At 74.6% G+C, this 25,316-nt stretch carries 19 protein-coding genes and 1 pseudogene; 16 read left to right on the top strand and 4 right to left on the bottom strand.

Features of this window, described 5'->3' with window-relative positions; all coding sequences use genetic code 11:
* Positions 1–39: 39 nt before the first annotated feature.
* On the bottom strand, positions 40–279 hold the full coding sequence (locus tag ABZW32_RS18950) for a hypothetical protein (RefSeq protein WP_356217299.1): 240 nt from the start codon (positions 277–279) through the stop codon (positions 40–42).
* Positions 280–479: 200 nt separating this feature from the next.
* Between ABZW32_RS18950 and ABZW32_RS18955 the strand changes: the two genes are divergently transcribed.
* Positions 480–3,470 carry a beta-N-acetylglucosaminidase domain-containing protein gene (locus ABZW32_RS18955; protein ID WP_356217301.1) on the top strand — a complete coding sequence of 997 codons (2,991 nt, stop codon included), beginning with the start codon at positions 480–482 and terminating at the stop codon, positions 3,468–3,470.
* 14 nt (positions 3,471–3,484) lie between these two features.
* Here ABZW32_RS18955 and ABZW32_RS18960 read toward each other — a convergent pair whose 3' ends face one another.
* On the bottom strand, positions 3,485–4,021 hold the full coding sequence (locus ABZW32_RS18960) for an HNH endonuclease (protein ID WP_266839061.1): 537 nt from the start codon (positions 4,019–4,021) through the stop codon (positions 3,485–3,487).
* Between the two features lie 290 nt (positions 4,022–4,311).
* Between ABZW32_RS18960 and ABZW32_RS18965 the strand changes: the two genes are divergently transcribed.
* From ABZW32_RS18965 to ABZW32_RS19030, 14 genes are all read left to right on the top strand, one after another.
* A complete protein-coding gene (locus tag ABZW32_RS18965; protein WP_356217303.1) occupies positions 4,312–5,355 on the top strand; it encodes a mechanosensitive ion channel family protein in 1,044 nt (347 codons plus the stop codon).
* A 228-nt stretch (positions 5,356–5,583) separates the two neighbouring features.
* A complete protein-coding gene (locus tag ABZW32_RS18970) occupies positions 5,584–6,828 on the top strand; it encodes an ROK family transcriptional regulator (protein ID WP_356217304.1) in 1,245 nt (414 codons plus the stop codon).
* A gap of 82 nt (positions 6,829–6,910) precedes the next feature.
* Entirely contained in the window at positions 6,911–8,248 is a 1,338-nt protein-coding gene (locus tag ABZW32_RS18975; RefSeq protein ID WP_356217306.1) for an ABC transporter substrate-binding protein, read from the top strand.
* Positions 8,249–8,252: 4 nt separating this feature from the next.
* Positions 8,253–9,194 carry a sugar ABC transporter permease gene (locus ABZW32_RS18980; RefSeq protein ID WP_356217308.1) on the top strand — a complete coding sequence of 314 codons (942 nt, stop codon included), beginning with the start codon at positions 8,253–8,255 and terminating at the stop codon, positions 9,192–9,194.
* A complete protein-coding gene (locus tag ABZW32_RS18985; RefSeq protein ID WP_356217310.1) occupies positions 9,187–10,110 on the top strand; it encodes a carbohydrate ABC transporter permease in 924 nt (307 codons plus the stop codon). Before ABZW32_RS18980 ends, ABZW32_RS18985 begins: the two co-directional genes overlap by 8 nt.
* 5 nt (positions 10,111–10,115) lie before the next feature.
* Entirely contained in the window at positions 10,116–11,381 is a 1,266-nt protein-coding gene (locus ABZW32_RS18990; RefSeq protein ID WP_356217311.1) for a 6-phospho-beta-glucosidase, read from the top strand.
* Positions 11,372–12,388 carry a BadF/BadG/BcrA/BcrD ATPase family protein gene (locus ABZW32_RS18995; RefSeq protein WP_356217312.1) on the top strand — a complete coding sequence of 339 codons (1,017 nt, stop codon included), beginning with the start codon at positions 11,372–11,374 and terminating at the stop codon, positions 12,386–12,388. The genes ABZW32_RS18990 and ABZW32_RS18995 overlap by 10 nt, the downstream gene beginning before the upstream one ends.
* A gap of 320 nt (positions 12,389–12,708) precedes the next feature.
* Positions 12,709–14,001 carry a hypothetical protein gene (locus tag ABZW32_RS19000; protein WP_356217325.1) on the top strand — a complete coding sequence of 431 codons (1,293 nt, stop codon included), beginning with the start codon at positions 12,709–12,711 and terminating at the stop codon, positions 13,999–14,001.
* Positions 14,002–14,168: 167 nt separating this feature from the next.
* Positions 14,169–15,104, top strand: a complete 936-nt coding sequence (locus tag ABZW32_RS19005; protein ID WP_356217327.1) for a glutamate ABC transporter substrate-binding protein — start codon at positions 14,169–14,171, stop codon at positions 15,102–15,104.
* A gap of 56 nt (positions 15,105–15,160) precedes the next feature.
* Positions 15,161–16,435, top strand: coding sequence for a hypothetical protein (locus tag ABZW32_RS19010; RefSeq protein ID WP_356217329.1), 1,275 nt, complete (start codon positions 15,161–15,163; stop codon positions 16,433–16,435).
* A gap of 53 nt (positions 16,436–16,488) precedes the next feature.
* Positions 16,489–19,254: a tetratricopeptide repeat protein gene (locus ABZW32_RS19015; protein ID WP_356217331.1), complete on the top strand. Its 2,766-nt coding sequence runs from the start codon at positions 16,489–16,491 to the stop codon at positions 19,252–19,254.
* A 3-nt stretch (positions 19,255–19,257) separates the two neighbouring features.
* The gene (locus ABZW32_RS19020; protein ID WP_356217314.1) at positions 19,258–20,784 is read left to right on the top strand and encodes a protein phosphatase 2C domain-containing protein; all 1,527 of its coding nucleotides are present in this window, start codon (positions 19,258–19,260) and stop codon (positions 20,782–20,784) included.
* Between the two features lie 36 nt (positions 20,785–20,820).
* Positions 20,821–22,140, top strand: coding sequence for a VWA domain-containing protein (locus ABZW32_RS19025; RefSeq protein ID WP_356217316.1), 1,320 nt, complete (start codon positions 20,821–20,823; stop codon positions 22,138–22,140).
* Positions 22,141–22,184: 44 nt separating this feature from the next.
* A complete protein-coding gene (locus tag ABZW32_RS19030; RefSeq protein WP_356217318.1) occupies positions 22,185–23,324 on the top strand; it encodes an FHA domain-containing protein in 1,140 nt (379 codons plus the stop codon).
* Positions 23,325–23,327: 3 nt separating this feature from the next.
* Here the strand turns inward: ABZW32_RS19030 and ABZW32_RS19035 are convergent, their stop codons facing one another.
* Positions 23,328–24,383, bottom strand: coding sequence for a methyltransferase domain-containing protein (locus ABZW32_RS19035; RefSeq protein ID WP_356217320.1), 1,056 nt, complete (start codon positions 24,381–24,383; stop codon positions 23,328–23,330).
* 111 nt (positions 24,384–24,494) lie between these two features.
* On the opposite strand from ABZW32_RS19035, the gene ABZW32_RS19040 reads away from it, so the two are divergent.
* Positions 24,495–24,899 carry a globin gene (locus tag ABZW32_RS19040; protein ID WP_356217321.1) on the top strand — a complete coding sequence of 135 codons (405 nt, stop codon included), beginning with the start codon at positions 24,495–24,497 and terminating at the stop codon, positions 24,897–24,899.
* 22 nt (positions 24,900–24,921) lie between these two features.
* Here the strand turns inward: ABZW32_RS19040 and ABZW32_RS19045 are convergent.
* Positions 24,922–25,316: pseudogene (locus ABZW32_RS19045) on the bottom strand (hypothetical protein); the annotation flags it as partial.

Consider the following 25,316-nt stretch of genomic DNA (forward strand, 5'->3'; position numbering starts at 1 on the left):
AACTCCCTTGTCGTGGGGTGGGGCGGTCCGCCCGGTGCCCTAGAGGCCCGCGGCGGACGGTGCGGGGGTGGTCGGCTCGCTCGTGAGCGGGGCCTCCTCCAGCAACGGGGGTTCGCTGGTCAGCGGCGCGTACGCGGAGCCGGCCAGCGGGGGCTCGCTGGTGAGGGGGCCCTCGGCCGGCCCCGACGGGGCGGGCAGGTGGGCGAGCGGGGCGTGGGCACGGGCGGTGGTGCGGACGGCGGTTCGGGCGGCGGTTCGGGCGGCGGTTCGGGCGTTCATGGGAGCACTCCTTCGTGCGGGTCCGTCGGACGCGCCCATGCAACACCCCCGGTGAACACCGCAGCCATACCCAGTCGGAGGCATCGCATTCCTGGCGGATCCAGGTCAGATCACCCACCCCGATTGACACTTCAGCCACACGGGTGGTGGGCTCTGGCTCGTTCGTACGAGCGGGGGACGACTCGGGACGGGGAGGCTCCGTGCAGCTCAGGGGCAGGAAGCGGAGCACCGCGGCGGCGGTCGCCGTCATGGGGAGCCTGCTGGGCGGGGCGGTCGCCGCGACCCCGCAGGGCATCACCGCCACGCCGAAGACCTCCGGTACTCCGCGCCCCGACGGCGGTGCGGCCGCCGCTTCCGCCGCGGTCCCCGTACCGTTGCTCGACCCGGGCTCCGATCCCCCGCGAACCGCCGCCGAGGGGCCCGCCGTGTGGCCCCGGCCGCAGTCGGCGGTCGCCGATCCGGGGCGGGAGCTGCCGGTGGGCGCGGAGGCCGTGCTGGTAGCGCCGCACGACGTGGACCCGTACGCCGCCGAGGTGGTGCGCACCGCCCTGCGCGGGGCCGGCGTGCGGACCCTGCACGAGCGGACCCCCGGGGCCGCGCTGCCCGAACGGGCCCTCGTCGTACGGCTCCAGGGCCCCGACGCCGAGGCCGCGCTGCGCTCCCTCGGCGCGGCCGCGGCCGGCGACCTGCCCGACGGCGGATACCGGCTGGCGGTCGGCCGCACCGGCGGCCGGGACACGGTCGCGCTGGCCGGGGTGGGCGAGGACGGGCTGTTCCACGCCGCGCAGACGCTGCGTCAACTGCTGGCGGCCGGGCCCGGGAAGGTGCCCGGGATGCTGGTGCGCGACTGGCCGATCGCCCCCGTGCGCGGGGTCACCGAGGGGTTCTACGGGCAGCCCTGGTCGCGGGAGCAGCGCCTCGCCCAGCTCGACTTCCTGGGCCGCACCAAGCAGAACCGCCTGCTGCTGGCCCCCGGTGACGACCCGTACCGCACGACGGGCTGGCGCGACCCCTACCCGCCGGAGCGGCAGGAGGAGTTCCGGGCGCTGGCGGAGCGGGCCCGCGCCAACCGGGTGGTCCTCGGCTGGGCGGTGTCCCCGGGGCAGTCGATGTGCCTGGCCTCGGCGGACGAGCGGGCGGCACTGCTGCGCAAGGTGGACGCCATGTGGGAGCTGGGCTTCCGGGCCTTCCAGCTGCAGTTCCAGGACGTCAGCTACACGGAGTGGGGCTGCCGGGCCGACCGGGTCCGGTACGGCACGGGTCCCGCGGCGGCGGCGAAGGCGCACGCGGAGGTCACGGGCGAACTGGCGGCGCACCTCGCCGCCCGGCACCCGGGGGCCGCACCGCTGTCGCTGCTGCCGACCGAGTACTTCCAGGACGGCGCCACCACCTACCGGACGGCGCTGGCCGGCGCGCTGGACCCCCGGGTGGAGGTGGCCTGGACGGGCGTGGGCGTGGTGCCGCGCACCATCACGGGCAAGGAGCTGGCCGGAGCCCGGTCCGCGCTCGGGCACCCGCTGGTCACCATGGACAACTACCCGGTCAACGACTGGGACCCGGGCCGCATCTTCCTCGGCCCCTACGCGGGCCGCGATCCGGCGGTGGCCTCGGGTTCGGCCGGGGTGCTGGCCAACGCCATGGAACAGGGCACCCTGTCGCGGATCCCGCTGTTCACGGCGGCGGACTACGCCTGGAACCCGCGCGGCTACCGGGCCGGGGAGTCCTGGGCCGCGGCCGTGCACGAACTGGCGGGCCCCGACCGGCGCACCCGCGAGGCGCTGGCCGCCCTGGCCGGCAACACCGCCTCCTCGGGGCTCAAGCTGGAGGAGTCCGCGTACCTGAAGCCGCTGGTGGAGGAGTTCTGGCGGGCCCGCGCGGCCGGCGACCCCAAGGCGGGCGAGCGGCTGCGGGCGGCCTTCACCGTGCTGCGGGAGGCCCCGGCCCGGCTGCCCTCGTACGCCGCCGAGGCGGGCCCCTGGCTGGAGCGGCTCTCGCGCTACGGGGCCGCGGGCGAGCTGGCCGTGGACCTGCTGCGGGCCGAGGCCCGCGGCGACGGGGCCGCCGCCTGGCAGGCCTCGCGGGAACTGGACGCGGCACGGCGGGCCCTGGCCGAGAAGGGCGGGGCCAAGGTGGACACCTCCGTGCTGGACCCCTTCCTGAAGCGGGCGGCCGAGGAGTCCGACGGCTGGACGGGCGCGGACCGTCGGGAGGGCACCGTGGAGCACGCTCCCGGCTCCTGGACGGTCCGGCTGGACTCCGCGCGCCCGCTGTCCGCGGTCACCGTCATGACCGACCCGCCGGCCGCCGACGCGCGGGGCGCGGTGGTGGAGGTGCGGGTACCGGGCGAGGGCTGGCGCCGGATCGGCGAGGCGACCGTCTCCGGGTGGACCCAGGCCGACGCGGCCGGGGTGCGCGCCGACGCCGTGCGGCTGTCGTGGACGGGCGCCGACCCGGTGGTCCACGCGGTGGTGCCGTGGTTCGCGGACGGGCCGCGGGTCCGGCTGGACCTGGCCGACGGGGCGCCGGCCGACGTGGAGATCGGTGGCGGCCCGCGGACGGTGACCGCGCAGTTGTCGGCCCTGGGGCCGGGCGAGGTGCGCGGCCCGTTCACGGCGGCCCCGCCGGCCGGGGTGGCCGTCAGGGCGCCGGGGGAGGTGGTGGTGCCGCGCGGCACGCGGGTGTCCGTCCCGCTGGAGGTGACGGTGCCGGCGGGCACCCCGGCCGGGACCTACACCGTCCCGGTGGCCTTCGCCGGGGAGACGCGCACCCTGACCGTGCGGGCCGTGCCGCGCACCGGTGGCCCGGACCTGCTGCGCGGCGCGCGGGCCTCCTCCTCGGCGGACGAGGACCCGCGCTTCCCGGCGTCGGCGGTGGTGGACGGCTCGGACGCCACCCGGTGGTCCTCGCCGGCGGTGGACGGCGCCTGGTGGCGGGCGGAACTGGCGGCACCGGCCCGGATCGGGCTGCTGCGCCTGCACTGGCAGGAGGCGTACCCCTCCGCCTACCGGGTCGAGACGTCCGCCGACGGCACGAGCTGGCGCCCGGCCGTCGCGGTGACCTCGCGGGGCGGTGTGGACACCGTCCGGCTGGACGCTCCGGACACCCGGTTCGTCCGCGTCACCTGCGACCGCCGGGCGACCCGCTTCGGCTGCAGCCTCTGGTCGGCCTCGGCCTTCTCGGTGGTCCCGTAGCCGGGTCCGCGCCCCTATGACGCGGCGACCCCGATGCGTTCCAGCGCGTCGTCCGCCCCGTACGGCTGGAGGTACGGCATCCAACGGGGATCCCGGTGGCCCGTTCCGATGATCCGCCAGGCCAGGCCGGACGGCGGGGCGGGCTGGTGGCGCAGCCGCCAGCCGAGCTCCAGCAGGTGCCGGTCTGCCTTGACGTGGTTGCAGCGGCGGCACGCGGCGACGACGTTGTCCCAGACGTGCTGGCCGCCCCGGCTGCGCGGGATGACGTGGTCGACGCTGGTGGCGACGGCCCCGCAGTACATGCAGCGGCCACCGTCGCGGGCGAAGAGCGCGCGGCGGGTGAGTGGAACGGGCCCCCGGTAGGGGACCCGCACGAAGCGCTTGAGCCGGACCACGCTGGGAGCGGGGACGGCTCTCGTCGCGCTGTGCAGAAAGGCGCCCGATTCTTCCAGGGAGACCGCTTTGTTCTCCAGGACGAGGACGAGCGCGCGGCGGAGCGGTACGACGCCGAGGGGCTCGTACGACGCGTTGAGGACCAGGACGTGCGGCACGGACTGCCTCCTTGTACGCCGGCGGCGCGTGGCTCGCGCCGGGACGATCTGCTCTCCAGTCTCCCCTTACGGCTGGTCGAAGCGCCACCACGCGCCCGTAACGGGTCCGAGGTGTTTTCGACCACACCCCCTGTCATCCCCCGGCGAGTCGCGCCTCTCCCTCGAACACGGCAACGGGGTCGGGCCCGTGCCCCGTTAGTGTGGTTGGTCTGTCCCGCACCCACGTCCCGCGGGCAGACCGCTATGCCTGGAGGTTCCCCGCCGTGCCCTCGCCCGCCACCCTGCTCCCGTTGGCAGCGAACACCACCGACGACGCAGCCGAGAGCGTGACCAACGCCGCCAGCTTCATCGAGGAGAACTGGGCCACCTGGCTGAGCATCGGCCTGCGCATCCTGCTGATCGTCGTGATAGCGGCGCTGCTGCGTTCTGTGGTCCGCAAGGCCCTGACCAAGCTCATAAGCCGGATGAACACCAGTGCCGAGGCCGTCGAGGGCACCGCGCTGGGCGGACTGCTGGTCAATGCCGAGCGGCGGCGCCAGCGGTCCGAGGCGATCGGTTCGGTGCTGCGGTCGGTGGCCTCGTTCCTGATCCTGGGCACGGCGGCGCTGATGGTGCTGGCCGCCCTGAAGATCGACCTGGCCCCGCTGCTGGCGAGTGCCGGTGTGGCGGGTGTCGCGATCGGTTTCGGTGCCCGCAACCTGGTGACGGACTTCCTCTCCGGCGTGTTCATGATCATGGAGGACCAGTACGGCGTCGGTGACAAGATCGACGCCGGGGTGGCCTCCGGCGAGGTGATCGAGGTCGGACTGCGCGTGACGAAGCTGCGCGGCGACAACGGTGAGATCTGGTACGTCCGCAACGGCGAGATCAAGCGGATCGGCAACCTCAGCCAGGGCTGGGCCACCGCCGGTGTGGCCGTGCAGGTCAAGCCGACGGAGAACCTCGCGCACATCCGCCGGGTGGTCCAGGAGGTCGCGGACTCGCTGGCGAAGGAGTCCCCGTGGGACGAGCGCCTGTGGGGGCCGGTGGAGGTGCTGGGCCTGGACGAGGTGCTGCTGGCCTCCATGACGGTGAAGGTGTCGGCGAAGACCATGCCGGGCCAGCAGTTCGCCGTGGAGCGGGAGCTGCGCTGGCGGATCAAGGAGGCCTTCGACGCCGCGGGCATCCGGATCATCGGCGGTCTGCCGGACCCCTCCGAGCCGGAGGAGACCCCGGACCCGGCCGCCTCCGTCGCCCCGCCCTCGGCGCTGGCCAACCCGTCCTCCCCGCAGTCCATGGCCACCAACCCGATCCCGGCGCCGGCCTCGCCCGGCAGCCCCCGGATCTCCAAGTAGTCCCGCACGCCCTTCACGCTCCACCCGCTGCCCCGCCGGTCGCCACCGACGGGGCAGCGGCGTCGGCAGCGGTGTCCGCGCACCGCTTCCGCGCACGACACCGGCCCCGGCCCTGGCCGCGGCCGCGGCGCCACCGTGGACACCGTGCCCGGCACCGCCATTGACACGGCTCGGACGCCAATAGGAAACTTACCTAACAGTTCACCTCGGTGAGGGAGACCCAGCCCCATGCCCGCCGCCACACCCGGAACCCCCAGCCTGCTGCGCGCCATGAACGACCGCGCCGCCCTGGAGCTGCTGCTGACGCACGGCCCGCTCTCCCGGACCCGGATCGGGCACCTGACCGGCCTCTCCAAGCCCACCGCCTCGCAGTTGCTCGCCCGCCTGGAGGCCGCCGGGCTGGTCGTGGCCACCGGCACCGACGGTGGCCGCCCCGGGCCGAACGCCCAGCTCTACACCCTCAACGCGCGCGCCGCCCACGTCGGCGGGCTCGACGTGACCCCCGAGGGGGTGGTCGCGGCCGTCGCCGATCTGAGCGGCACCGTCGTCGGCTGCTTCGAGCTGCCCTACGCCGAGGGCGCCGAAGCCGTCGCACAGGTCACCGCGGCCCTCGACGGAGCCGTCGCGGCCGCCGGACTCCACCGCGACGACCTGCACCGCATCGTCATCGCCACCCCGGGCGCCTTCGACCCGCAGACCGGCCGGCTGCGCTACGCCAGCCACCTCCCCGGCTGGCACTCCCCCACCCTGCTCGACGAACTGGCCGCGGCCCTGCCCGTGCCGGTCGAGTACGAGAACGACGTGAACCTCGCCGCCATCGCCGAGCAGCGCCTCGGCGCGGCCCGCGGCCACGAGGACTTCGTCCTGCTCTGGAACGAGGAGGGCCTCGGCGCCGCCCTGGTGCTCGGCGGCCGGCTGCACCGCGGCTGGACCGGCGGCGCCGGCGAGGTCGGGTTCCTGCCCGTCCCCGGACACCCCCTGGTCCGGCAGGTCACCCGGGTCAATTCCGGCGGCTACCAGGAGCTGGCCGGCGCCCAGGTACTGCCCCGGCTCGCCCGCGAACACGGCGTCGAGGTCCCCGCGGAGACCGGCACGGAAACCGGGACCGGTACGGAGACCGGGACCGCCGCGCCGGGGCCCCAGGTGGCCGCCGCGGTGGCCCTGCTGCGGCGGGCCGCCGCCGAACCCGAGGGGCCCCACCTGGACTTCCTGCGGTCCTACGCCACCGTCCTCGCCACCGGACTCGCCTCGCTGGTCGCCGTCCTCGACCCGGAGCTCGTGGTCCTGTCCGGGGCCGCGATCAGCGCGGGCGGCGACCCCCTGCGCACCCTCCTGCGGGACGAGCTCGCCGAACTCGCCCCCTCCCGGCCCCGGCTGGTCGCCGGCGAGGTGCACGAACGGCCCGTCCTGCGCGGCGCGCTGGAGAGCGCCCTGGCCGCCGCCCGCGAGGAAGTCTTCGACACCTCCCGCTGACCCCGCCCCCACCCCAGCGCCCCTCAACCCCAGCACCGGCACCTCCCACCGGAAGTTCCTCCCCCAGAGAGCGAGCACCGTCATGCCCAGAACCGGACGACGCCTGACCACCGCGGCCACCGCCCTGGCCGCCCTCTCCGTACTCGCCACCTCCTGTACGGGCCAGAGCGCCGGCACCGCCTCGGACGACCCGAAGGCGGAGGTCACCCTGAAGTTCTGGCACGGCTGGTCCACGCCCGCCGAGGTGAAGGCGATCGAGGAGAACATCGCCCGGTTCGAGAAGGCGCACCCGAACATCAAGGTCGAGGTCACCGGCGACATGACCGACGCCAAGGTCAACCAGGCGCTGCGCGCGGGCGGGGACAAGGCCCCCGACGTGGTCTCCTCCTTCAGCACCGACAGCGTCGGCAACTTCTGCAACTCCGGCGCCTTCGCCGACCTCAACCCCTTCCTCGACAAGTCCGGCGTCGACAAGACGAAGGTCTTCCCCAAGACCCTGCTGGAGTACACGCAGTTCAAGGGCAACCAGTGCACGCTCCCGCTGCTCCACGACGCCTACGGCCTCGTCTACAACAAGACCGCCTTCGCCGCTGCGGGGATCACCGAACCCCCCAAGACCTGGAGCCAGTTCGTCGCGGACGCCCAGGCCCTGACCAAGTCCGACGGGGACTCGTACGACCAGCTCGGCGTGATGCCCACCTTCCACGGCTACGAGACCACCCCGATGCGCCTGGCCGCGCAGTGGAGCCCCACCTATTTCGCCGCCGACGGCAGCTCCAACCTCGCGAAGGACCCGGCCTTCGCGAAGATGCTGACCGCCCAGAAGGATCTGGTGGCCAAGCTCGGCGGCTACGAGAAGCTGGAGAGGTACCGGGCCGGCTTCGGTGACGAGTGGAGCGCCGAACACCCCTTCAACAAGGGCAAGGTGGCCATGCAGATCGACGGCGAATGGCGTGCCGCCATGGCCGAGGAGGCCGGTGTCGGCTTCGAGGTCGCCACCGCCCCGCTGCCCGTACCGGACGACCAGGTGGGCGACTACGGCAAGGGCTACCTCTCCGGAACGATCATGGGCATCTCCGCCACGAGCCGCAAGCAGAACGCCGCCTGGGAGCTGGTGAAGTACATGACCACCGACACCGCGGCCGTCGTCGCCTTCGCCAACTCCATCCACAACGTGCCCTCCACGCTGGCCGCGCTGGAGTCCCCGGACCTCAAGGTGACCCCCGCGCTGAAGACCTTCATGGACATCGCCCGGCACCCGAAGTCGAACACCACCCCGGCGCAGCCGGACGGCGGCACCTACCAGCTGACCTTCCAGGACTTCGCGTACCGGTTCGAGAAGGGCGACGTGCCCGACCTCCAGGCCGGTCTCGCCGCCACCGACCGGCAGATCGACACCGACATCGCGAAGGCGAAGTAGCCCGGTGGCCCCCAACACCCCGCGGGCCAAGCGGCGCCGGGCGGCCCTGCGCGCCGCCGCGTTCATGTCGCCCTGGCTGATCGGCTTCGCCGTCTTCTTCGCCTACCCGCTGCTGTCCACCGTGTACTTCTCCTTCACCCGGTACGACGGCTTCCGCCCGCCCGTCTTCAACGGCCTGGCCAACTGGAGCTACGTCTTCACCGACTATCCGCTCTTCTGGCCGGCCATGCGCAACACGCTCTGGCTGGTGGTCGTCATGGTGAGCTGCCGGGTCGTCTTCGGCCTCGGCGTCGGCCTGCTCATCACGAAGATCAAGACCGGGGCGGGGATCTTCCGCACCCTGTTCTACCTGCCCTACCTGGCCCCGCCGGTGGCCGCGACCCTCGCCTTCGTCTTCCTCCTCAACCCCGGCACCGGCCCCGTCAACACCCTGCTCGACGGCCTGGGGCTGCCGACGCCCGGCTGGTTCACCGACGCCGCCTGGTCCAAACCCGCGCTCACCGCCCTCGCGCTGTGGGGGGTCGGCGACCTGATGGTGATCTTCATGGCCGCGCTGCTCGACGTACCGAAGGAGCAGTACGAGGCCGCCGAGCTCGACGGGGCCGGCGCCTGGGCCCGCTTCCGGCACATCACCCTGCCGAACATCTCCCCGATCGTGCTGTTCGCCGTGGTCACCGGGGTCATCCAGGCCATGCAGTACTACACGCAGCCGCTGGTCGCCGGAAAGGTGGCCGCCGGGATCATCGGCGGCTCGGGCCAGCAGTTCGAACCGGGCTACCCCGACAAGTCCACCCTGACCCTGCCCCAGCTCGTCTACAACGTCGGCTTCCAGCGCTTCGACTACGGAGCCGCCTGCGTCGTCGCCCTGGTGCTGTTCGCCCTCTCCATGGCCTTCACCGCGCTCCTGATGCGCCGCCGTGGCGGACTGATCGGAGCCGGTGACTGAGATGACCCTGACCGAGACGGACCCGACCGCAAAGGGCCCCCGCACCCGGCCGCCCGCCGGCGAACCGGCCCCGGCGGCCCGGCCGCGCACCCGCGAGGCGGTCCTGCACTGGATCGCCGTCCACTCCCTCGCGGTGGCCGCCGCCCTGTTCTTCGTCCTCCCCTTCGTCTTCCTCTTCCTCACCTCCCTGATGAGCGACCACCAGGCGCTCACCCGCGACCTGTGGCCGCGCACCTGGGAGTGGGGCAACTACGCCGAGGTCTGGAACACCCCCGGGTTCCTCACGTGGTGGCGCAACACCCTCCTGTACGCGGGCCTCGGCACCCTGCTCACCGTGGTCTCCTCGCTGCCCGTCGCCTACGCCCTCGCCAAGTTCCGCTTCCGCGGCCGGCGGCTCTCGCTGCTGCTGGTGATCGCCATGATGATGCTGCCGCCGCAGGTGGTCGTCATCCCCATGTACCTCTTCTGGGCGAAGCAGCTCGACCTCTCCGGCACCCTGTGGCCCCTGATCATTCCGATGGCCTTCGGCGACGCCTTCTCCATCTTCCTGCTCCGCCAGTTCCTGCTCACCATCCCCGACGAATACCTCGACGCCGCACGGGTCGACGGCTGCGGCGAGCTGCGCACCCTGCTGCGCGTGGTGCTGCCCATGGCCAGGCCGGGCATCGCCGCCGTCGCGCTGTTCCAGTTCTTCTACGCCTGGAACGACTACTTCGGCCCGCAGATCTACGCCTCCGACAACCCGGCCGCCTGGACCCTCAGCTACGGACTGGAGTCCTTCAAGGGCGCGCACCACACCAACTGGAACCTCACCATGGCGGCGACCGTGCTCGTCATGGCCCCGGTGATCGTCCTCTTCTTCTTCGCCCAGAAGGCGTTCGTCGAAGGCGTCACCCTGACCGGAGTGAAAGGCTAGGCCCGATGAAACTCGCAGTGGTGGGCGGCGGTTCCACCTACACGCCCGAACTGATCGACGGCTTCGCGCGCCTGCGCGACACCCTGCCGGTCACCGAACTGGTGCTCATCGACCCCGCCGCCGAACGGCTGGAGCTGATCGGCGGCCTGGCCCGGCGGATCCTCGCCCGCCAGGGCCACCCGGGCACCGTCACCACCACCGGCGACCTCGACGCCGGGGTGGCCGGTGCCGACGCGGTCCTGCTGCAACTGCGCGTCGGCGGGCAGGCCGCCCGGCTCCGGGACGAGACCTGGCCGCTGGAGTGCGGCTGCGTCGGCCAGGAGACCACCGGCGCGGGCGGCCTCGCCAAGGCCCTGCGCACCGTCCCCGTGGTGCTGGACATCGCCGAACGGGTCCGCCGGAGCGCCCCCGACGCCTGGATCATCGACTTCACCAACCCCGTCGGGATCGTCACCCGGGCCCTGCTCGGGGCCGGCCACAAGGCGGTCGGACTGTGCAACGTCGCCATCGGTCTCCAGCGGAAGTTCGCCGCCCTGCTGGACGTGGCCCCCGCCGAGGTCCACCTCGACCACGTCGGGCTCAACCACCTCACCTGGGAGACGGGCGTACGCCTCGGCGGGCCCGACGGCACCGACGTGCTGCCCCGGCTGCTGGCCGGGCACGGCGACGCCGTCGCCGCCGACCTGCGCCTGCCGCGCGCCCTCCTGGACCGGCTCGGGGTCGTGCCCTCGTACTACCTGCGCTACTTCTACGCCCACGACGAGGTGGTCCGGGAACTGGGCGAGAAGCCCTCCCGGGCCGCCGAGGTCGCCGCGATGGAGAAGGAACTCCTCGCCCTGTACGGGGACCCCGCGCTCGACGAGAAGCCCGCGCTGCTGGCCAAGCGGGGCGGCGCGTTCTACTCGGAGGCCGCCGTGGACCTGGCCGCGGCCCTGCTGGGCGACGGCGGCCCGTCCGTGCAGGTGGTCAACACCCTCAACCAGGGCACCCTGCCCTTCCTGCCCGACGACGCCGTCATCGAGGTCCAGGCCCGGGTCGACGGCTCCGGTCCCGTACCGCTGCCCGTGCCCCGCCTGGACCCCCTGTTCGCCGGACTGACCGCGCACGTCAGCGCGTACGAGGACCTCGCGCTCGACGCGGCGCTGCGCGGCGGGCGCGAGCGGGTCTTCAAGGCGCTCCTCGCGCATCCGCTGGTCGGGCAGTACGACCTCGCCGAGGGGCTGACCGACCGGCTGCTCGCGCACAACAAGGAGCACCTGCCATGGGCGTGACCGGCGTGACCGGCGCGAACGGCCCCTCGGCGGCCGTCCTCGCCATCGACGCGGGCAACAGCAAGACCGACGTGGCCCTGATCGGCGCCGACGGCAGCGTCCTCGGCACCGGGCGCTCGGGGGGCTTCCAGCCGCCCCGGGTCGGGGTCGAGGCGGCCGTGGACGTGCTCGCGCGGGCCGTCGCGGAGGCCGCCGGGGCCGCCGGGCTGCGGCCCGGCGCGCCCTGCGCCGACGTCGTCTCGGCCTGTCTGGCCAACGCCGACCTGCCGGTGGAGGAACGGCGGCTCACCGCCGCGGTCGGCGCGCGGGGCTGGGGCGTGCGGACCGAGGTGCGCAACGACACCTTCGCAATCCTGCGGGCGGGACTGTCCGGCGCGGACCTGCCGCGCGGGGTCGCGGTGGTGTGCGGGGCGGGGATCAACTGCGTCGGGATGCTGCCCGACGGCCGGACCGCCCGCTTCCCCGCCCTCGGGGTGATCTCCGGCGACTGGGGCGGCGGGGGCGGCCTGGCAGAGGACGCCATGTGGTGGGCGGCGCGGGCCGAGGACGGACGCGGCGGCCCCACCGGCCTCGCGCGGGCCCTGCCCGCGCACTTCGGGCTGGCCTCGATGGCCGCGCTGATCGAGGCCCTCCACCTGGGCGCCGTGCCCCGCGGGCGCATGCACGAACTGGTACCGGTGCTGTTCGCGGTGGCCGCCGCGGGCGACCCGGTGGCCTCGGCGATCGTGGAACGGCAGGCCGGCGAGGTGGTGGCGCTGGCCACGGTGGCGCTGGAGCGGCTGGGTCTGCTGCGGGAGGACGTGCCGGTGCTGCTGGGCGGCAGCGTCCTCGCGGCCCGGCACCCGCAGCTCAACGACCGGATCGGGGAACTCCTCGCCGCCCGGGCCCCGCTGGCCCGGCTCTCGGTGGTGACGGCCCCGCCGGTCCTGGGCGCCGCCCTCCTCGGCCTGGACGCCGTCGACGCCCCGCACGGGGCCCACGCGAAGCTCCGTGCCCACTTCGGCTGAACCCGCCTCCCGGGCGGGCGAGTCGGGAACCGCAGGGCGCGGCCCGGCGTATTGAGGGGGAAGGGGAACGGGAAGCCGGGGAGCGTCAGGGGGGCGCACGGGGGCGTCGGTACGCCCAAGATCGGGCTCCGGGTGCTGTGGTCGGGCGCCACTACGGCCATACTGCTCCGGAGCAGAGGACCGAGGGGGAGGTCACGGTGGCCATCACGACACGCGCGACCGCGCCCGGGAGCGCCGCCTCCGGGCTGCCCGCCGGACCGGATGCGGGACCGCCCGCGCCGGCGGGGCCGCCGGGGCGGAGCACCGCCTGGGCGGAGGGCGTGGAGCGGCTGCGCGCCGCGGCCACGACCGAGCCGGGCCGGCTGCGGATCATCGGCGCCGTGCTGGCCGCCCTGGTCGTCCTGTTCGGCACGGTCGCGGTGTGGGAGGTCTCCGGCCGGGTCACCGCCGCGGACGACGTGGTGGGCCGCAGCCAGCCGCTGAGCGCGGACGCGGCGAGCATCTACCGCTCCCTCGCGGACGCCGACACGGCCTCCTCCAGCGGCTTCCTGGCGGGCGCCCAGGAGCCCCGCGAAGTGCGCCTGCGCTACGAGAAGGACATCGCCAACGCCTCGCGGCTGCTGGTGAGCGCCGCCGCGAACACCGGCGCGGGCGGGGACTCCCGCAAGGAGATCGCCCTCCTCGGTGAGCAGCTGCCGCGCTACACGGGCCTGATCGAGCAGGCCCGCGCGACCAACCGGCAGGGCCTGCCGCTCGGCGGCGCCTACCTGCGCTACGCCAACGAGCAGATGAGCACGGTCCTGCTGCCCGCCGCGCAGCGCCTGTACGAGGCGGAGACCGGCCGGCTCTACACGGACTACGACGAGGCCCGCTCCTGGCCCCTGGCCTCGACCGGTGCGGGGCTGCTGGCCCTCGCCGCCCTGGTGTGGGCCCAGCGCCGCAACTACCTGCGCACCCACCGGGTCTTCAACCACGGGCTGCTCGCCGCGACGGTCGCCGCCGCCGTCGTGCTGCTGTGGCTGACGGTCGGCCAGACGCTCGCCCGGTCGGGGCTGAGCGAGGCGCGGACCGACGGCCAGGAGTCGCTGAAGGTGCTCAACGACGCGCGGATCGCCTCGCTCCAGGCGCGGGCCAACGAGAACCTGACGCTGATCGCGCGGGGCGCCGTACTGGCCGCGGACAAGAAGTCCGACAAGTACGACGTGGACTACGAGAAGAACATGAAACAGCTCGACGAGGGGCTGGCGCGGGCCCTGCGCCTGGCCGACGACACGAGCGGCCGCGCGCCCGTCTCGCAGGCCGTGGCCGGTGTGGCGCAGTGGAAGCAGCGGCACGCGGCGGCCCGGGAGTCGGACATGAAGGGCGACTACGAGCTCGCCCTTCCCCAGGTCATCGGGGACGAGCGGCACCCGGACAGCAGCGGGGCCTCGTTCGACACGGTGGACGCCTCCCTGGAACGGGCCGTGGCCCACGAGCAGAACCAGTTCACCCGGGCCGCCCGGGGCGGGCTCGGCGCACTGGGCGGGCTGATCACGGGCTCGGCGGCGCTGGCGGCCGTCGGCGCGGCCGCCGCCCTCCTCGGCATCGGTCGCAGGCTTTCGGAGTACAGGTGAGATCGATGCGGATACGGCGGACACGGGCGGGGCACGAGGCGGCCCCGGTCACGGCTGGGGCGACGGCCGGGGAGACGGCCGGTGCACCCTCCGGGGCCGGGGCGCCCGGGGCGGTCCGGCCGCGACGGGCCGCGCACCGGCTGCGCGGCTGGGGCGGGGTGACCGCGATGGCCGCCGCCTGCGCGGTGACGGCGGCGGCGGTGCTGCTGCCGCTGGCCAGGACCTCGCCGGGGACGGCGCACCGCACCGCGGTCCAGGAGCCGGCCACCATGGCCGCGGCCCCCTTCGCCCCCGCCGACACCTGCCAGGACCCGGAGGCCAGCCTGGCCCCGTCCGGTCTGGACGGTCCGACGATCGAGCGGATCCGCAAGGCGGGCAAGCTGGTGGCGGGTGTGGACCAGAACAGCTTCAAGTGGGGCTACCGCAATCCGGACGGCCACCTCGACGGCTTCGACATCGACCTGGTCAAGGCCATAGCCAAGGACATCCTGGGCCGGGAGGACGCGGTCATCTACCGGGCCATCCCCACCAGCCAGCGCATCCCGGCGCTCCAGGAGGGCCGTGTCGACATCGTCGTGCGGACCATGACGATCAACTGCAAGCGGCTGGAGGACGTGGCCTTCTCCACGGCCTACTTCGAGGCCGGGCAGCAGGTGCTGGTCCCCAAGGGTTCGCACATCACCGGCTACGACGCCTCCCTGAAGGGCCGCCGGATCTGCACGGCCGCCGGTTCCACGGCGGAGACGGCGCTCAAGGCCACGTCGTACGGCGCGGTGCCGGTGTCCGTGCCCAACCAGCTGGACTGCCTGGTGCGGCTGCAGCTGGGCGAGGTGGACGGCATCATCACGGACAACGCCCTGGCCGCCGGCCAGGCGGCGCAGGACCCGTCGGTGCAGCTGGTGGGCGCCCCCTTCACCCGCGAGTTCTACGGGGTGGCGATGAACAAGGACGCCTCCGACCTGGTGCGCCGGGTCAACAAGGTGCTGGAGAACTACCGCGCGGGCGGCGAGCAGAGCCCCTGGGTGACCTCCTACCGCAAGCACTTCGCGAACGTGCTGCCGAGCCCGGCCCAGCCGCCCGCGCCCAAGTACCGGAACGGCTGAGGCCGGTGTCGGAATCGAAGCCGTACGCGAGCCATCCGGGAACGGGGCGGGACGTGATGGACCGGGACGAGGTCGACCGAGCGCTGGCGCGGCTGGGCGCGGAGCACGAAGCGGTGGAGACCTCGCTGCTCGCCCTCCAGGACCACGCCGGCCGCCGGCTGCTGGAGGGCGCCGCGCTGAGCGGGGTCACCGAGGAGCGCTGGGCCGCCGCCGACGCGGCGGTCACCCGGCTGTGGACCTACTTCGACGCCTACAGCGGGGCGCTGGCCGCGGCCCGGGAGATCCGGGAGCGGCGCCGCTGGCCCACCCGGGAGGACCTGGCCGAGCTGACCGAGCGGCTGCGCGGTCCCGGAGTGGTGATCGCCGGGGCCGGGGCCGGGGGCGCCGCGCTCGCGGAGCGGTTCTCGCTGGCCGAGCTGGTGGCCCGGATGAACGAGCTGTACGCCGGCTCGCTGGACGTGGTGGTCGCCGCCGACTCGGTGTGGTCGGCGCTGCCCGCGCGGATCGACCTGCTCGGCGCCGAACTGCACCGTACGCGCGCGCTCGCGCACTCGGTGGGGGTGCGGCCGGGCGAACACCCCTCGGGGGACGACCTGGAGGAGATCACCGCCGAGCTGACGGAGCTGCGCGCGCAGGTGATCGCGGACCCTCTGGGGTTCTGGATCCCGGTGGCGGGGAGCTCCGCCCCCGGCGGCGGCCGGCCCGATACCGGCCGCTACGACCGGGCGGCCCGCGCGCTGGACGACGTACGCCGTGAGGTGGAGGCGGTGCTGACCGTGCGGCAGGACGCGGAGGCGCGGCTGATCGGTGTGCGGGACGTGCTCTCGCGGGCCGACCGGACCCTGGCGGAGGCGCGGACGGCGCGCGGCGAGGTGCTGGCGAAGATCGCGGCGTCCGAGGTCCCGGCGGTCAGCGGCCCGCCGACGGCCCTGCAGGAGCAGTTGGCGGCGGCGGCCGAGTACCGGCGGCGCTCCCAGTGGCACCGGCTGTCGCCGCTGCTGGACTCCCTGGAGGACCGGGCCGACGAGGAACTCCGACGGGCCCGCGAATCGTTGACCGCGGTGACGGCCCCGCTGGCGGTGCGGGCGGAACTGCGCGGCCGGCTGGACGCGTACAAGGCGAAGGTGGCCCGGCACGGCATGGCGGAGGACCCGCTGCTGATCGAGCGGTACGACACGGCACGGCGGATGCTGTGGAGCGCGCCGTGCGACCTGCGCGCCGCCGAGCAGGCCGTCCTGCGCTACCAGAGCGCGACGGCCGAGACACTGGTGCCGAGGCAGCCCCTGCCGCAGGACCACCGGCCCGCCGGGCCGGGGGAGGAGGACGCGTGAGCCTGATCGGAACGCCGTGCGTGCGTCCCGGCTGCCCGGGGACGTACGAGGACATGGGCGGCGGGGAGCTCTACTGCGACACCTGCGGGCTCGCGCCGGTCGGCGCGGTTTCGGCGGGCGCGGAAGAGCTGGTGTCGCCGCCGACGGGGATGACCAGCGCGGCCCGGCACGGGGATTCCCGGGGGTCGGCGGGCTCGCACGGTTCGGGCCGCTCCTCGGCCTCGGCGCGCTCCTCGCGGTCCTCTCGCTCCTCGTCCTCGCGCCGTTCGGTGTCGGGGCGGCTCTCTCGGTCCCTGCCGGGCGCCGCGTCCACCCGTTCGGTGTCGGTGCGCAGTGCGGGCTCCTCCGCCCCCTCCTCGGGGCGCAGCAGGCTGGGCGCCGGGCTGGTCACCATGCCGCAGGTGCCGCGTCCGGATCCTTCGGCGGCGGTGCTGGAGAACCCGGAGGTGCCGGAGCGCAAGCGGTTCTGCTCGCGTTCGGACTGCGGGGCGCCGGTGGGCCGCGCGCGCGGCGACCGGCCGGGCCGCACGGAGGGGTTCTGCACCAAGTGCGGGCACCCGTACTCCTTCGTGCCGAAGCTGCGCGCCGGTGACGTGGTGCACGGCCAGTACGAGGTGGCGGGCTGTCTGGCACACGGCGGCCTGGGCTGGGTCTACCTGGCGGTGGACCGGGCGGTCTCGAACCGGTGGGTGGTCCTCAAGGGCCTGCTGGACACCGGCGACCAGGACGCGATGGAGGCGGCCATCTCCGAGCGGCGCTTCCTGGCGGAAATCGAGCACTCCAACATCGTGCGGATCTACAACTTCGTGGAGCACCTGGACCAGCGGACGGGCTCGCTCGACGGGTACATCGTCATGGAGTACGTGGGCGGCAAGTCCCTGAAGGAGATCGCGAACGAGCGGCGGAGGCCCGACGGACGGCGGGACCCGCTGCCGGTGGAACAGGCGTGCGCGTACGGGATCGAGGCACTGGAGGCCCTCGGCCACCTGCACAGCCGGAACCTGCTTTACTGCGACTTCAAGGTCGACAACGCCATCCAGCAGCAGGACCAGTTGAAGCTGATCGACATGGGCGCGGTCCGGCGGATGGACGACGACGAGTCCGCGATATACGGCACGGTGGGCTACCAGGCGCCCGAGGTGGCGGAGCTGGGCCCCTCCGTGGCCTCGGACCTGTACACGGTGGCGCGCACCCTGGCGGTGCTGACCTTCGACTTCCAGGGCTACACGAACGTGTTCGTGGACTCGCTGCCGGACCCGGAGCACATCGAGGTCTTCGGGCGGTACGAGTCCTTCTACCGGCTGCTCGTGCGGGCGACCGACCCGGATCCCGGGCGGCGGTTCGCCTCCGCGCAGGAGATGGCGGACCAGCTGACGGGCGTGCTGCGCGAGGTGGTCGCGCTCCAGACGGGGCGGCCTCGGCCGCAGCCGTCGACCCTGTTCGGGCCGGAACTGCGGGTTCCCGACACCCGGTTGTACGCCGACGCGGACGGGGCCGAGGTGTCCCGGCTGGGTGTGCGGGAGATCCCGCGCCGCGTCTGGGGGCGTCGGAGCCGGGCGGTGGCGGCGGTTCCCGGGCTGGCTCCGCTTCCTGCTCCGCTTCCTGCTCCGATTCCGGCTCCGCTTCCGGCTCCGGGCGGGTCTGCGGGTGCCGGGACGGCCGGCGCGGGTGGCGCGGCCGGTGTGGCCGGTGTGGCCGGCGCGGGTGTGCCGGAGCCGTCCGGAGCCGGGAGCGTGCCCGCGCTCGGCACCACCGCCACGCACGTGGCGGGCGCCGCGGTGCCGCAGCCCCGCCTCGGGAGCGCGGCGGCGGACCCGCTTCCGGTACCGGTTCCGCTTCCTTCGGGTGCCGGGGCCGGGCGAGCCGCCGTGGCCGCACCGGCGGCGGCGACCGGGCCCGCCCCGCTCGACGCGCACGACACTGCACTGGCCCTGCCGGTGCCGCTGGTGGACCCGGCCGACCCGAACGCCGGTTTCCTGGCCGGGCTCCTCGCCTCCGCCCCGGCCGACCTGCTGGGCGCGCTCGGCTCGGCCCCGGCCGACTCCGCCGAGCTGCGGCTGCGGGAGCTGCGCGCCCGGCTCGAACTGGGCGAACCGGCCGTCGCCGGAGAGGCCCTGGCCGAACTGGAGGAGCGGCACCCGGACGACTGGCGGGTGGTGTGGGCCCGCGGGATCGCCTCGCTGGCCACCGGCGACGACGAGATAGCGGCCCTGTCCTTCGACGCCATCTACGACGCCTTCCCCGGCGAACCCGCCCCGAAGCTGGCCCTCGGCCTGTGCGCGGAGGTGCTGGGGCAACTGGACAACGCCGCCGAGTACTACCGGCTGGTCTGGATCACCGATCCGGGGTTCGTCAGCGCGGCCTTCGGGCTGGCCCGGGTGCAACTGGCCGCCGGGGACCGGGAGGCGGCGGTGCTCACCCTGGAGTCCGTGCCGGAGGCCTCGATCCACTACACCGCCGCACGGGTGGCGGCCGTACGGGCACGCCTGCGCGACCGGTCCCCTCACGAGGCCCTGCTGGCCGATCTCTCGGCCGCGTCGGACCAGGTGGAGGCGCTGCGCCGGTTCGGGCTGGATCCGGAGCGGCAGGAGCGGCTGACGACGGAGGTTCTGGGCTCGGCCCTGGACTGGGTACTGTCGGGTAGCCGGGGTGCCGACCCCGGCCGGACCTCGTTGCTCGGCAGTCAACTGGACGAGCGGGGGCTGCGCTTCGGCCTGGAGCGCTCTTACCGCGTCCTCGCCCGGCTGGCGCAGCGGGGCGAGGAGAGGATCGAACTGGTGGAGCGGGCAAACCGTTTCCGACCCCGGACGTGGGTGTGATTGATGTCGATGCATCGGCTGTCGGGCTGCCCCGGCTGCGCGGAGCCCCTCGAAGAGGGGGACCGTTTCTGCGGCGTGTGCGGATACGCCCTCTCCTCGCCGCCCCCTGACCCGGATCCGACGCCGACCCTCCCGGTCACCCCGGTGGCCGGGCCCGGGGCCGGGCCCGCCGGGGAGTCCGCCCTCGCGGGCGGGTCCCGCTCCCCCGCGCCGGCGGGTCCCCGGTACGCCGCCGCGGCGGATCCGGCCGGGGCCGCCCTGGTGTCGGCCCCGGCGTCGGCGGCCGGGACCCCGGCCGGGGACACCGCCGCGCACGCCGGCTTCTCCGGGGTGCCCGCGCCCGGATGGGGCGGCACCGACGAGCACGCCCCGACCCCGGCCGGGGACGCCTCCGCACGGCCGGGCGGCGGCCCGTGGGGTTCCGCCGACTCCGGGCACGAGACCCCGTACGACGAGGAACCCGTCCGCCACGACCTCCCCGGCGGGACCGGAACGCCCCCCGGGGGCACGCCCTGGGGCCCGCCCGCGCCCGAGGACCCGTACGCGGCCGCCCCGCAGGGGGACGGCGGGAAGACCTGCGTCGCCTGCCGGGCCGGGCACGTGGACACCGACGGGTACTGCGAGCACTGCGGCCACGCGCAGCCCCGCGAACGCGACCACCTGGAGGAGGAGCTCTGCAGCGTCGCCGCGGTCAGCGACCGCGGACTGCGCCACCACCGCAACGAGGACTCCTTCGCCGTCGCGGCCACCGCGCTGCCCGACGGCTCCGCCGCCACCGTGGCCATCGTCTGCGACGGGGTGTCCTCCGCGAGCCGCCCCGACGAGGCGTCCGCGGCGGCCGCCGGCGCCGCCAACGAGGCCCTGCTCGACGCGCTCCCCCGCGGCGCCCACCCGTCGGAGGCCATGCACGGCGCGATCCTGGCGGCGGCCGCCGCCGTGAACGCCCTCGCCCCGCAGACCCCCGGCGCCCAGAACGCCCCGGCCTGCACCCTGGTCGGCGCGGTCGTCAGCGGCGGGGTCCTGACCATCGGCTGGGTCGGCGACAGCCGCGCCTACTGGGTCCCGGACGACCGGGCCGCCCTGCCGCGCCGCCTCACCGAGGACGACTCCTGGGCCGCGCAGATGGTGGCGGCGGGTCTGATGGGCGAGGCCGAGGCGTACGCCGACGTCCGCGCGCACGCCATCACCGGCTGGCTCGGGGCCGACGCCTACGACCTCGACCCGCACACGGCCAGCTTCCGGCCGGACCACCCCGGCGTGGTCGTGGTCTGCACGGACGGCCTGTGGAACTACGCCGAGTCCGCGACGGACATGGCCCAGATCCTCCCCGCGGACGCCGCGGCCCGCCCCCTGCACAGCGCGCAGGTGCTGGTCGGACACGCCCTCGACGGCGGCGGGCACGACAACATCACCGTCGCCGTGGTGCCCTTCGCCGCGGAACCGGAAGCAGCGCAGGAAGCCGAAGCGGAAGCAGAACCGGAACCGGAAGCACCGGCGCGGGCGGAGACGGAACCGCGCACCGAGGCCTGATCCGCCCTCCCCAGCCAGCCCCGAGGAGTCCTGTCGATGGCGAACTTCGCCAAGCCGAGCGCCCCGCGCTTCAGCGTGGAGGTGTACCAGAACGAGTTCCTTCCCGTGGGCGGGCGGGACGTGCACGCCATCGTGACCGTCACCTCCACCGGCGGCGCCACCGCCACCCGCGCCCTCGGCCAGGACGCGGCCGTCGTGATCATGGTGGACTGCTCCGGCTCGATGGAGTACCCGCCGGACAAGATGCGCGGCGCGCGCGAGGCCACCGCCGCCGCGATCGACACCCTCCGCGACGGCACCGCCTTCGCCGTGATCGCCGGTACCCATGTGGCGAAGGAGGTCTACCCCGGCCAGGGCCGCCTCGCCACCGCCGGTCCGGACACCCGCACGCGGGCCAAGGAGGCCCTGCGCGGCCTCGGTGCGGGCGGCGGCACCGCCATCGGCACCTGGCTCCGGCTGGCCGACGGCCTCCTGCGGCAGTCCACCGCCACCATCCGGCACGGCATCCTGCTCACCGACGGCCGCAACGAGCACGAGGAACCGGCCGTGCTGCGCGCCACCCTCGACGCCTGCGCCGGCCGCTTCACCTGCGACGCCCGCGGGGTGGGCACCGACTGGGAGGTGAAGGAGGTGACCGGGATCGCGCACGCGCTGCTCGGCTCCGCCGACATCGTCGCCGACCCGGCCCACCTCGCCGAGGACTTCACGCGCATGATGGAGAACGCCATGGGCAAGGAGGTCGCGGACGTCGCGCTGCGCCTGTGGACCCCGGTCGGCGTGGAGATCCGGTACGTCAAGCAGGTCTCGCCGTCCGTGCAGGACCTCACGGACCGCCGCACCGGGGCGGGCCCCCGCGCCGGGGACTACCCGACCGGTTCCTGGGGCGACGAGTCCCGCGAGTACCACGTGTGCGTCCGGGTGCCGGGTGCCTCCGTCGGCCAGGAGATGCTGGCCGCCCGCGCCTCGCTGGTGCTTCCCGGCCCGTCGGGAGGGCCTCAGCCCCCGCTCGCCCAGGGCCTGGTGCGGGCCGTGTGGACCGACGATCTGGCCGCCTCGACCGCCATCAGCCCGCAAGTGGCGCACTACACGGGGCAGGCGGAGCTCGCGCAGGCTATCCAACAGGGGCTGGAAGCCCGCAAAATGGGTGATGTCGACGGCGCCACGGCGAAACTGGGTCGTGCCGTGCAGCTGGCCAGCGTCTCCGGGAACGCGGACACTGCCAGACTGCTGGCCAAGGTGGTGGACGTCGTGGATGCCGTGGCGGGTACTGTGCGGCTGAAGGCGAAGGTCGCCGATGCCGACGAGATGACCCTTGAAACGCGTTCGACGCAGACCGTCCGAGTGAAGAAGACCTGAGAAGACCTGACGCCTTGACGCAGGGAGAAGGGGGAAGCGCCGCGATGCCGACCTGCCCGAACGGGCACCAGTCCGCCTCCGACGACTGGTGCGAGGTCTGCGGCCACCGCATGGCTGCCCCTACGGGCACCCCCGCGGCGCCCTCCTACGGTTACGGCTACCCTCCCACCACGGGTGAGCCGACCGCCCAGGCCGAGTTGTGCCCGCAGTGCCGGACCCCGCGCGAGGCCATGGCGCCGTTCTGCGAGGAGTGCCGGTACAACTTCCTGACGCGCAGCGCGACCTCGTACGCCTCGGCCCCCGACGCCGGCCCGAACAACGGCCCGAACGGCGGCCCGATCGGCGGCCCGGGCCATGCGGCGGGCCAGGGCCAGGGCCAGAGCTCGGGCCAGGGCCAGGGCCAGGCGACCGGTGCGGGAGCGGGCACCCCGCCTCCCCCGCCCCCGGCGCCGCCCCAGCCGGTGTACTCCCAGGACCACTTCGACTACCAGGGCTCCCGGCCCTCGCGGGTCAACCGCCCCGCCGAGCCGCTCCAGGGCGAGGACGACTGGCTGCTGCAGCCGCCCGCCTCCGGACGGCAGCCGCAGGCGCAGCCGGTGGTGCCCCAGCCCGCGCAGCCGCAGCCCGTGCACCAGGAGTACCAGCAGCCGCACTACCAGCAGCAGCCCCCGCCGCCGGAGTACCCGCAGCAGCCGGTCCCGCCCGCCCCGCCGCAGCACGAGTACCAGCCGCAGCCGCCCCAGCAGGCGCAGCAGCCGTTCCCGCCCCAGAACGGCACCGGATCCTGGACGGCGACGATCGGCCCCGACCGCTCGTACTTCATGGCGATGATGCAGCGCAGCGGCCCCGAGGCGGCCGGGCTCAACCTGCCCGCGTACTCCCCGGAGCAGCACCTCCCGCTCTCCGGCGGCCAGATCACCATCGGGCGTCGCCGCGCCTCGACGGGCGAGTCCCCGGACGTCGACCTGTCGGTGCCCCCGGAGGACCCGGGTGTCTCCCACCAGCACGCCGTGCTGGTGCAGCAGCCCGACGGCGGCTGGGCCGTGGTGGACCAGAACTCCACCAACGGGACCACCATCAACGGCGGTGAGGAACCGATCCAGCCGTACGTCCCGGTCCCGCTCGCCGACGGCGACCGGGTCCACGTCGGGGCCTGGACCACCATCACCGTCCGCCGCGGCTAGCCGCTATCCGAGCGCCTCCCCCAGGGGCCACACGTAGGGCCCCTGGGGATCGTCGAGCCAGGACCACTGGCCCCCGTCGGTGACGGTGACGCCGAACCGCTCGCGCGGCGGCCGGCCCTCGCGGCGCCACAGGTCCAGCGCCTCGCGCGGGTGCAGCACGCCCGCGGTCAGGATCAGCAGGAACTGGAAGCGCTCGTTCTCCACCATCTCGTACGGCACCCCGTGCAGCGGCCCCGTCGCCCCCACGGGCAGCGGTGAGGCCGTGGCCCCGCGCAGCGGGACGAAGTAGGCGGAGGTGTGCAGGAAGCGGCCCTCGGCGAAGTCGGCGTCCCGGACCGTGAGGGCGATCAGCCCGGTCGACAGGGGCGCCAGGATCCGCGCCCCCGGCCGGCACTGGCCCAGCCAGGCGTGCGGGATCAGCGGCAGGGTGCAGGTCACCAGGACCCGGTCGAAGGGGGCTCGGGCGGGGCAGCCGCGCGCCCCGTCCCCGGTGACCACCGTCGGCCGGTAGCCGAGCAGGGCCAGGTGGGCCCGCGCCGCCTCGGTGATCTCCTCGTCGAGGTCCACCGTGGTGACGTGCTCCTCGCCGAGCCGGTGGCACAGCAGCGCGGCGTTGTAACCGGTCCCCGCGCCGATCTCCAGCACGTCGTCCCCGTCGCGCACCTCCAGGCTCTCCAGCATCTTCGCCATCAGGGAGGGCTGGCTGCTGGAGGAGACCAGCTCGCCGTCGCGCAGCCGCGTCGCCAGGGGGGCGTCCGTGTACACCCCGCGCAGCCAGCGGGCCCGCCGTACCGGATCGGGGTCCTCGCCCCACAGCCGTTCGTGCCCGGCGCCCCGGCCGGTCCAGAAGTACGGCACGAAGAGGTGCCGGGGCACGGCCGCGAAGGCCGCCCGCCAGGCCGGGTCCTCCAGCGCGCCCGCCGCGGTGAGCTCCCGTACCTGGGCGGCGTGCGCGGTCGCCCGCAGGTCCCGTGCCCCCGGGCCGCCCGGCGGGCTGGGGGGTGTGCGGGAATCGCGTGGAATGCGTGACGCGTGAGCGCCCGTGCCGCCCGTGCCCATGACTCCACTGTGCTGCGGGCGGCCTCCGGGTGCGACCCCTCGCCCCCGCGGGCGGGCATCCGGGGTCCTAGGACCGGGGTCCTCCGTCCGGGCGTCTGAGACGATGGTCGGGTGAATGACGATCCGCAGAGCACGGTCCAGGAGACGACCTTCTACGAGCAGGTGGGCGGCGAGGAGACCTTCCGCCGTCTGGTCCACCGCTTCTACCAAGGGGTCGCGGGGGACCCGCTGCTGCGTCCGATGTACCCGGAGGAGGACCTCGGGCCCGCCGAGGAGCGGTTCGCGCTCTTCCTGATGCAGTACTGGGGCGGCCCGACGACGTACAGCGACCACCGCGGCCACCCGCGCCTGCGCATGCGGCACGCCCCGTTCCAGGTGGACGCGGCCGCGCACGACGCGTGGCTGCGGCACATGCGGGTCGCGGTGGACGAGCTGGACCTGGCGCCGGCGCACGAGGCGCAACTGTGGCGGTACCTGACCTACGCGGCCGCCTCGATGATCAACACCGCGGGCTAGGCGGTCCGGCCGGGTCGTACGTTCAGACCGGCCGTACCTGGAGGGCGCCCAGCCCGCCGGTCCGGCCGGGACGCCGGGTGGCGACGGAGCCGTAGGGCGTGGCCAGCCGCAGCCAGCCGCCGGAGGCGAACAGCGCCACCGGTGTGGGGGTGCCGGCGGGGGTGGTGGCCGGGGGGACGGTGGCCCGTACCGGCCGCAGGAAACCCAGGGACTGGGCGGCGTGCACGGCGCGCAGCGGGAGGTCGGTGTCGCCCAGCGTGCGCGACCAGATCTCGCGGCCGATGCGGTCCCGCTCGGACCGGGTGCGGTGCTGCGGGGGCAGGGCCTCGTCGCGGGCCCGGAACTCGGCGACGGCGGCGGCCACGGCCGCCCGTACCGCCTCCGGCGCGGGCAGTCCCGGCACGGGCTGCCAGCCGC

The organism is Streptomyces sp. NPDC004667 (assembly GCF_040609475.1).
Taxonomy (GTDB): domain Bacteria; phylum Actinomycetota; class Actinomycetes; order Streptomycetales; family Streptomycetaceae; genus Streptomyces.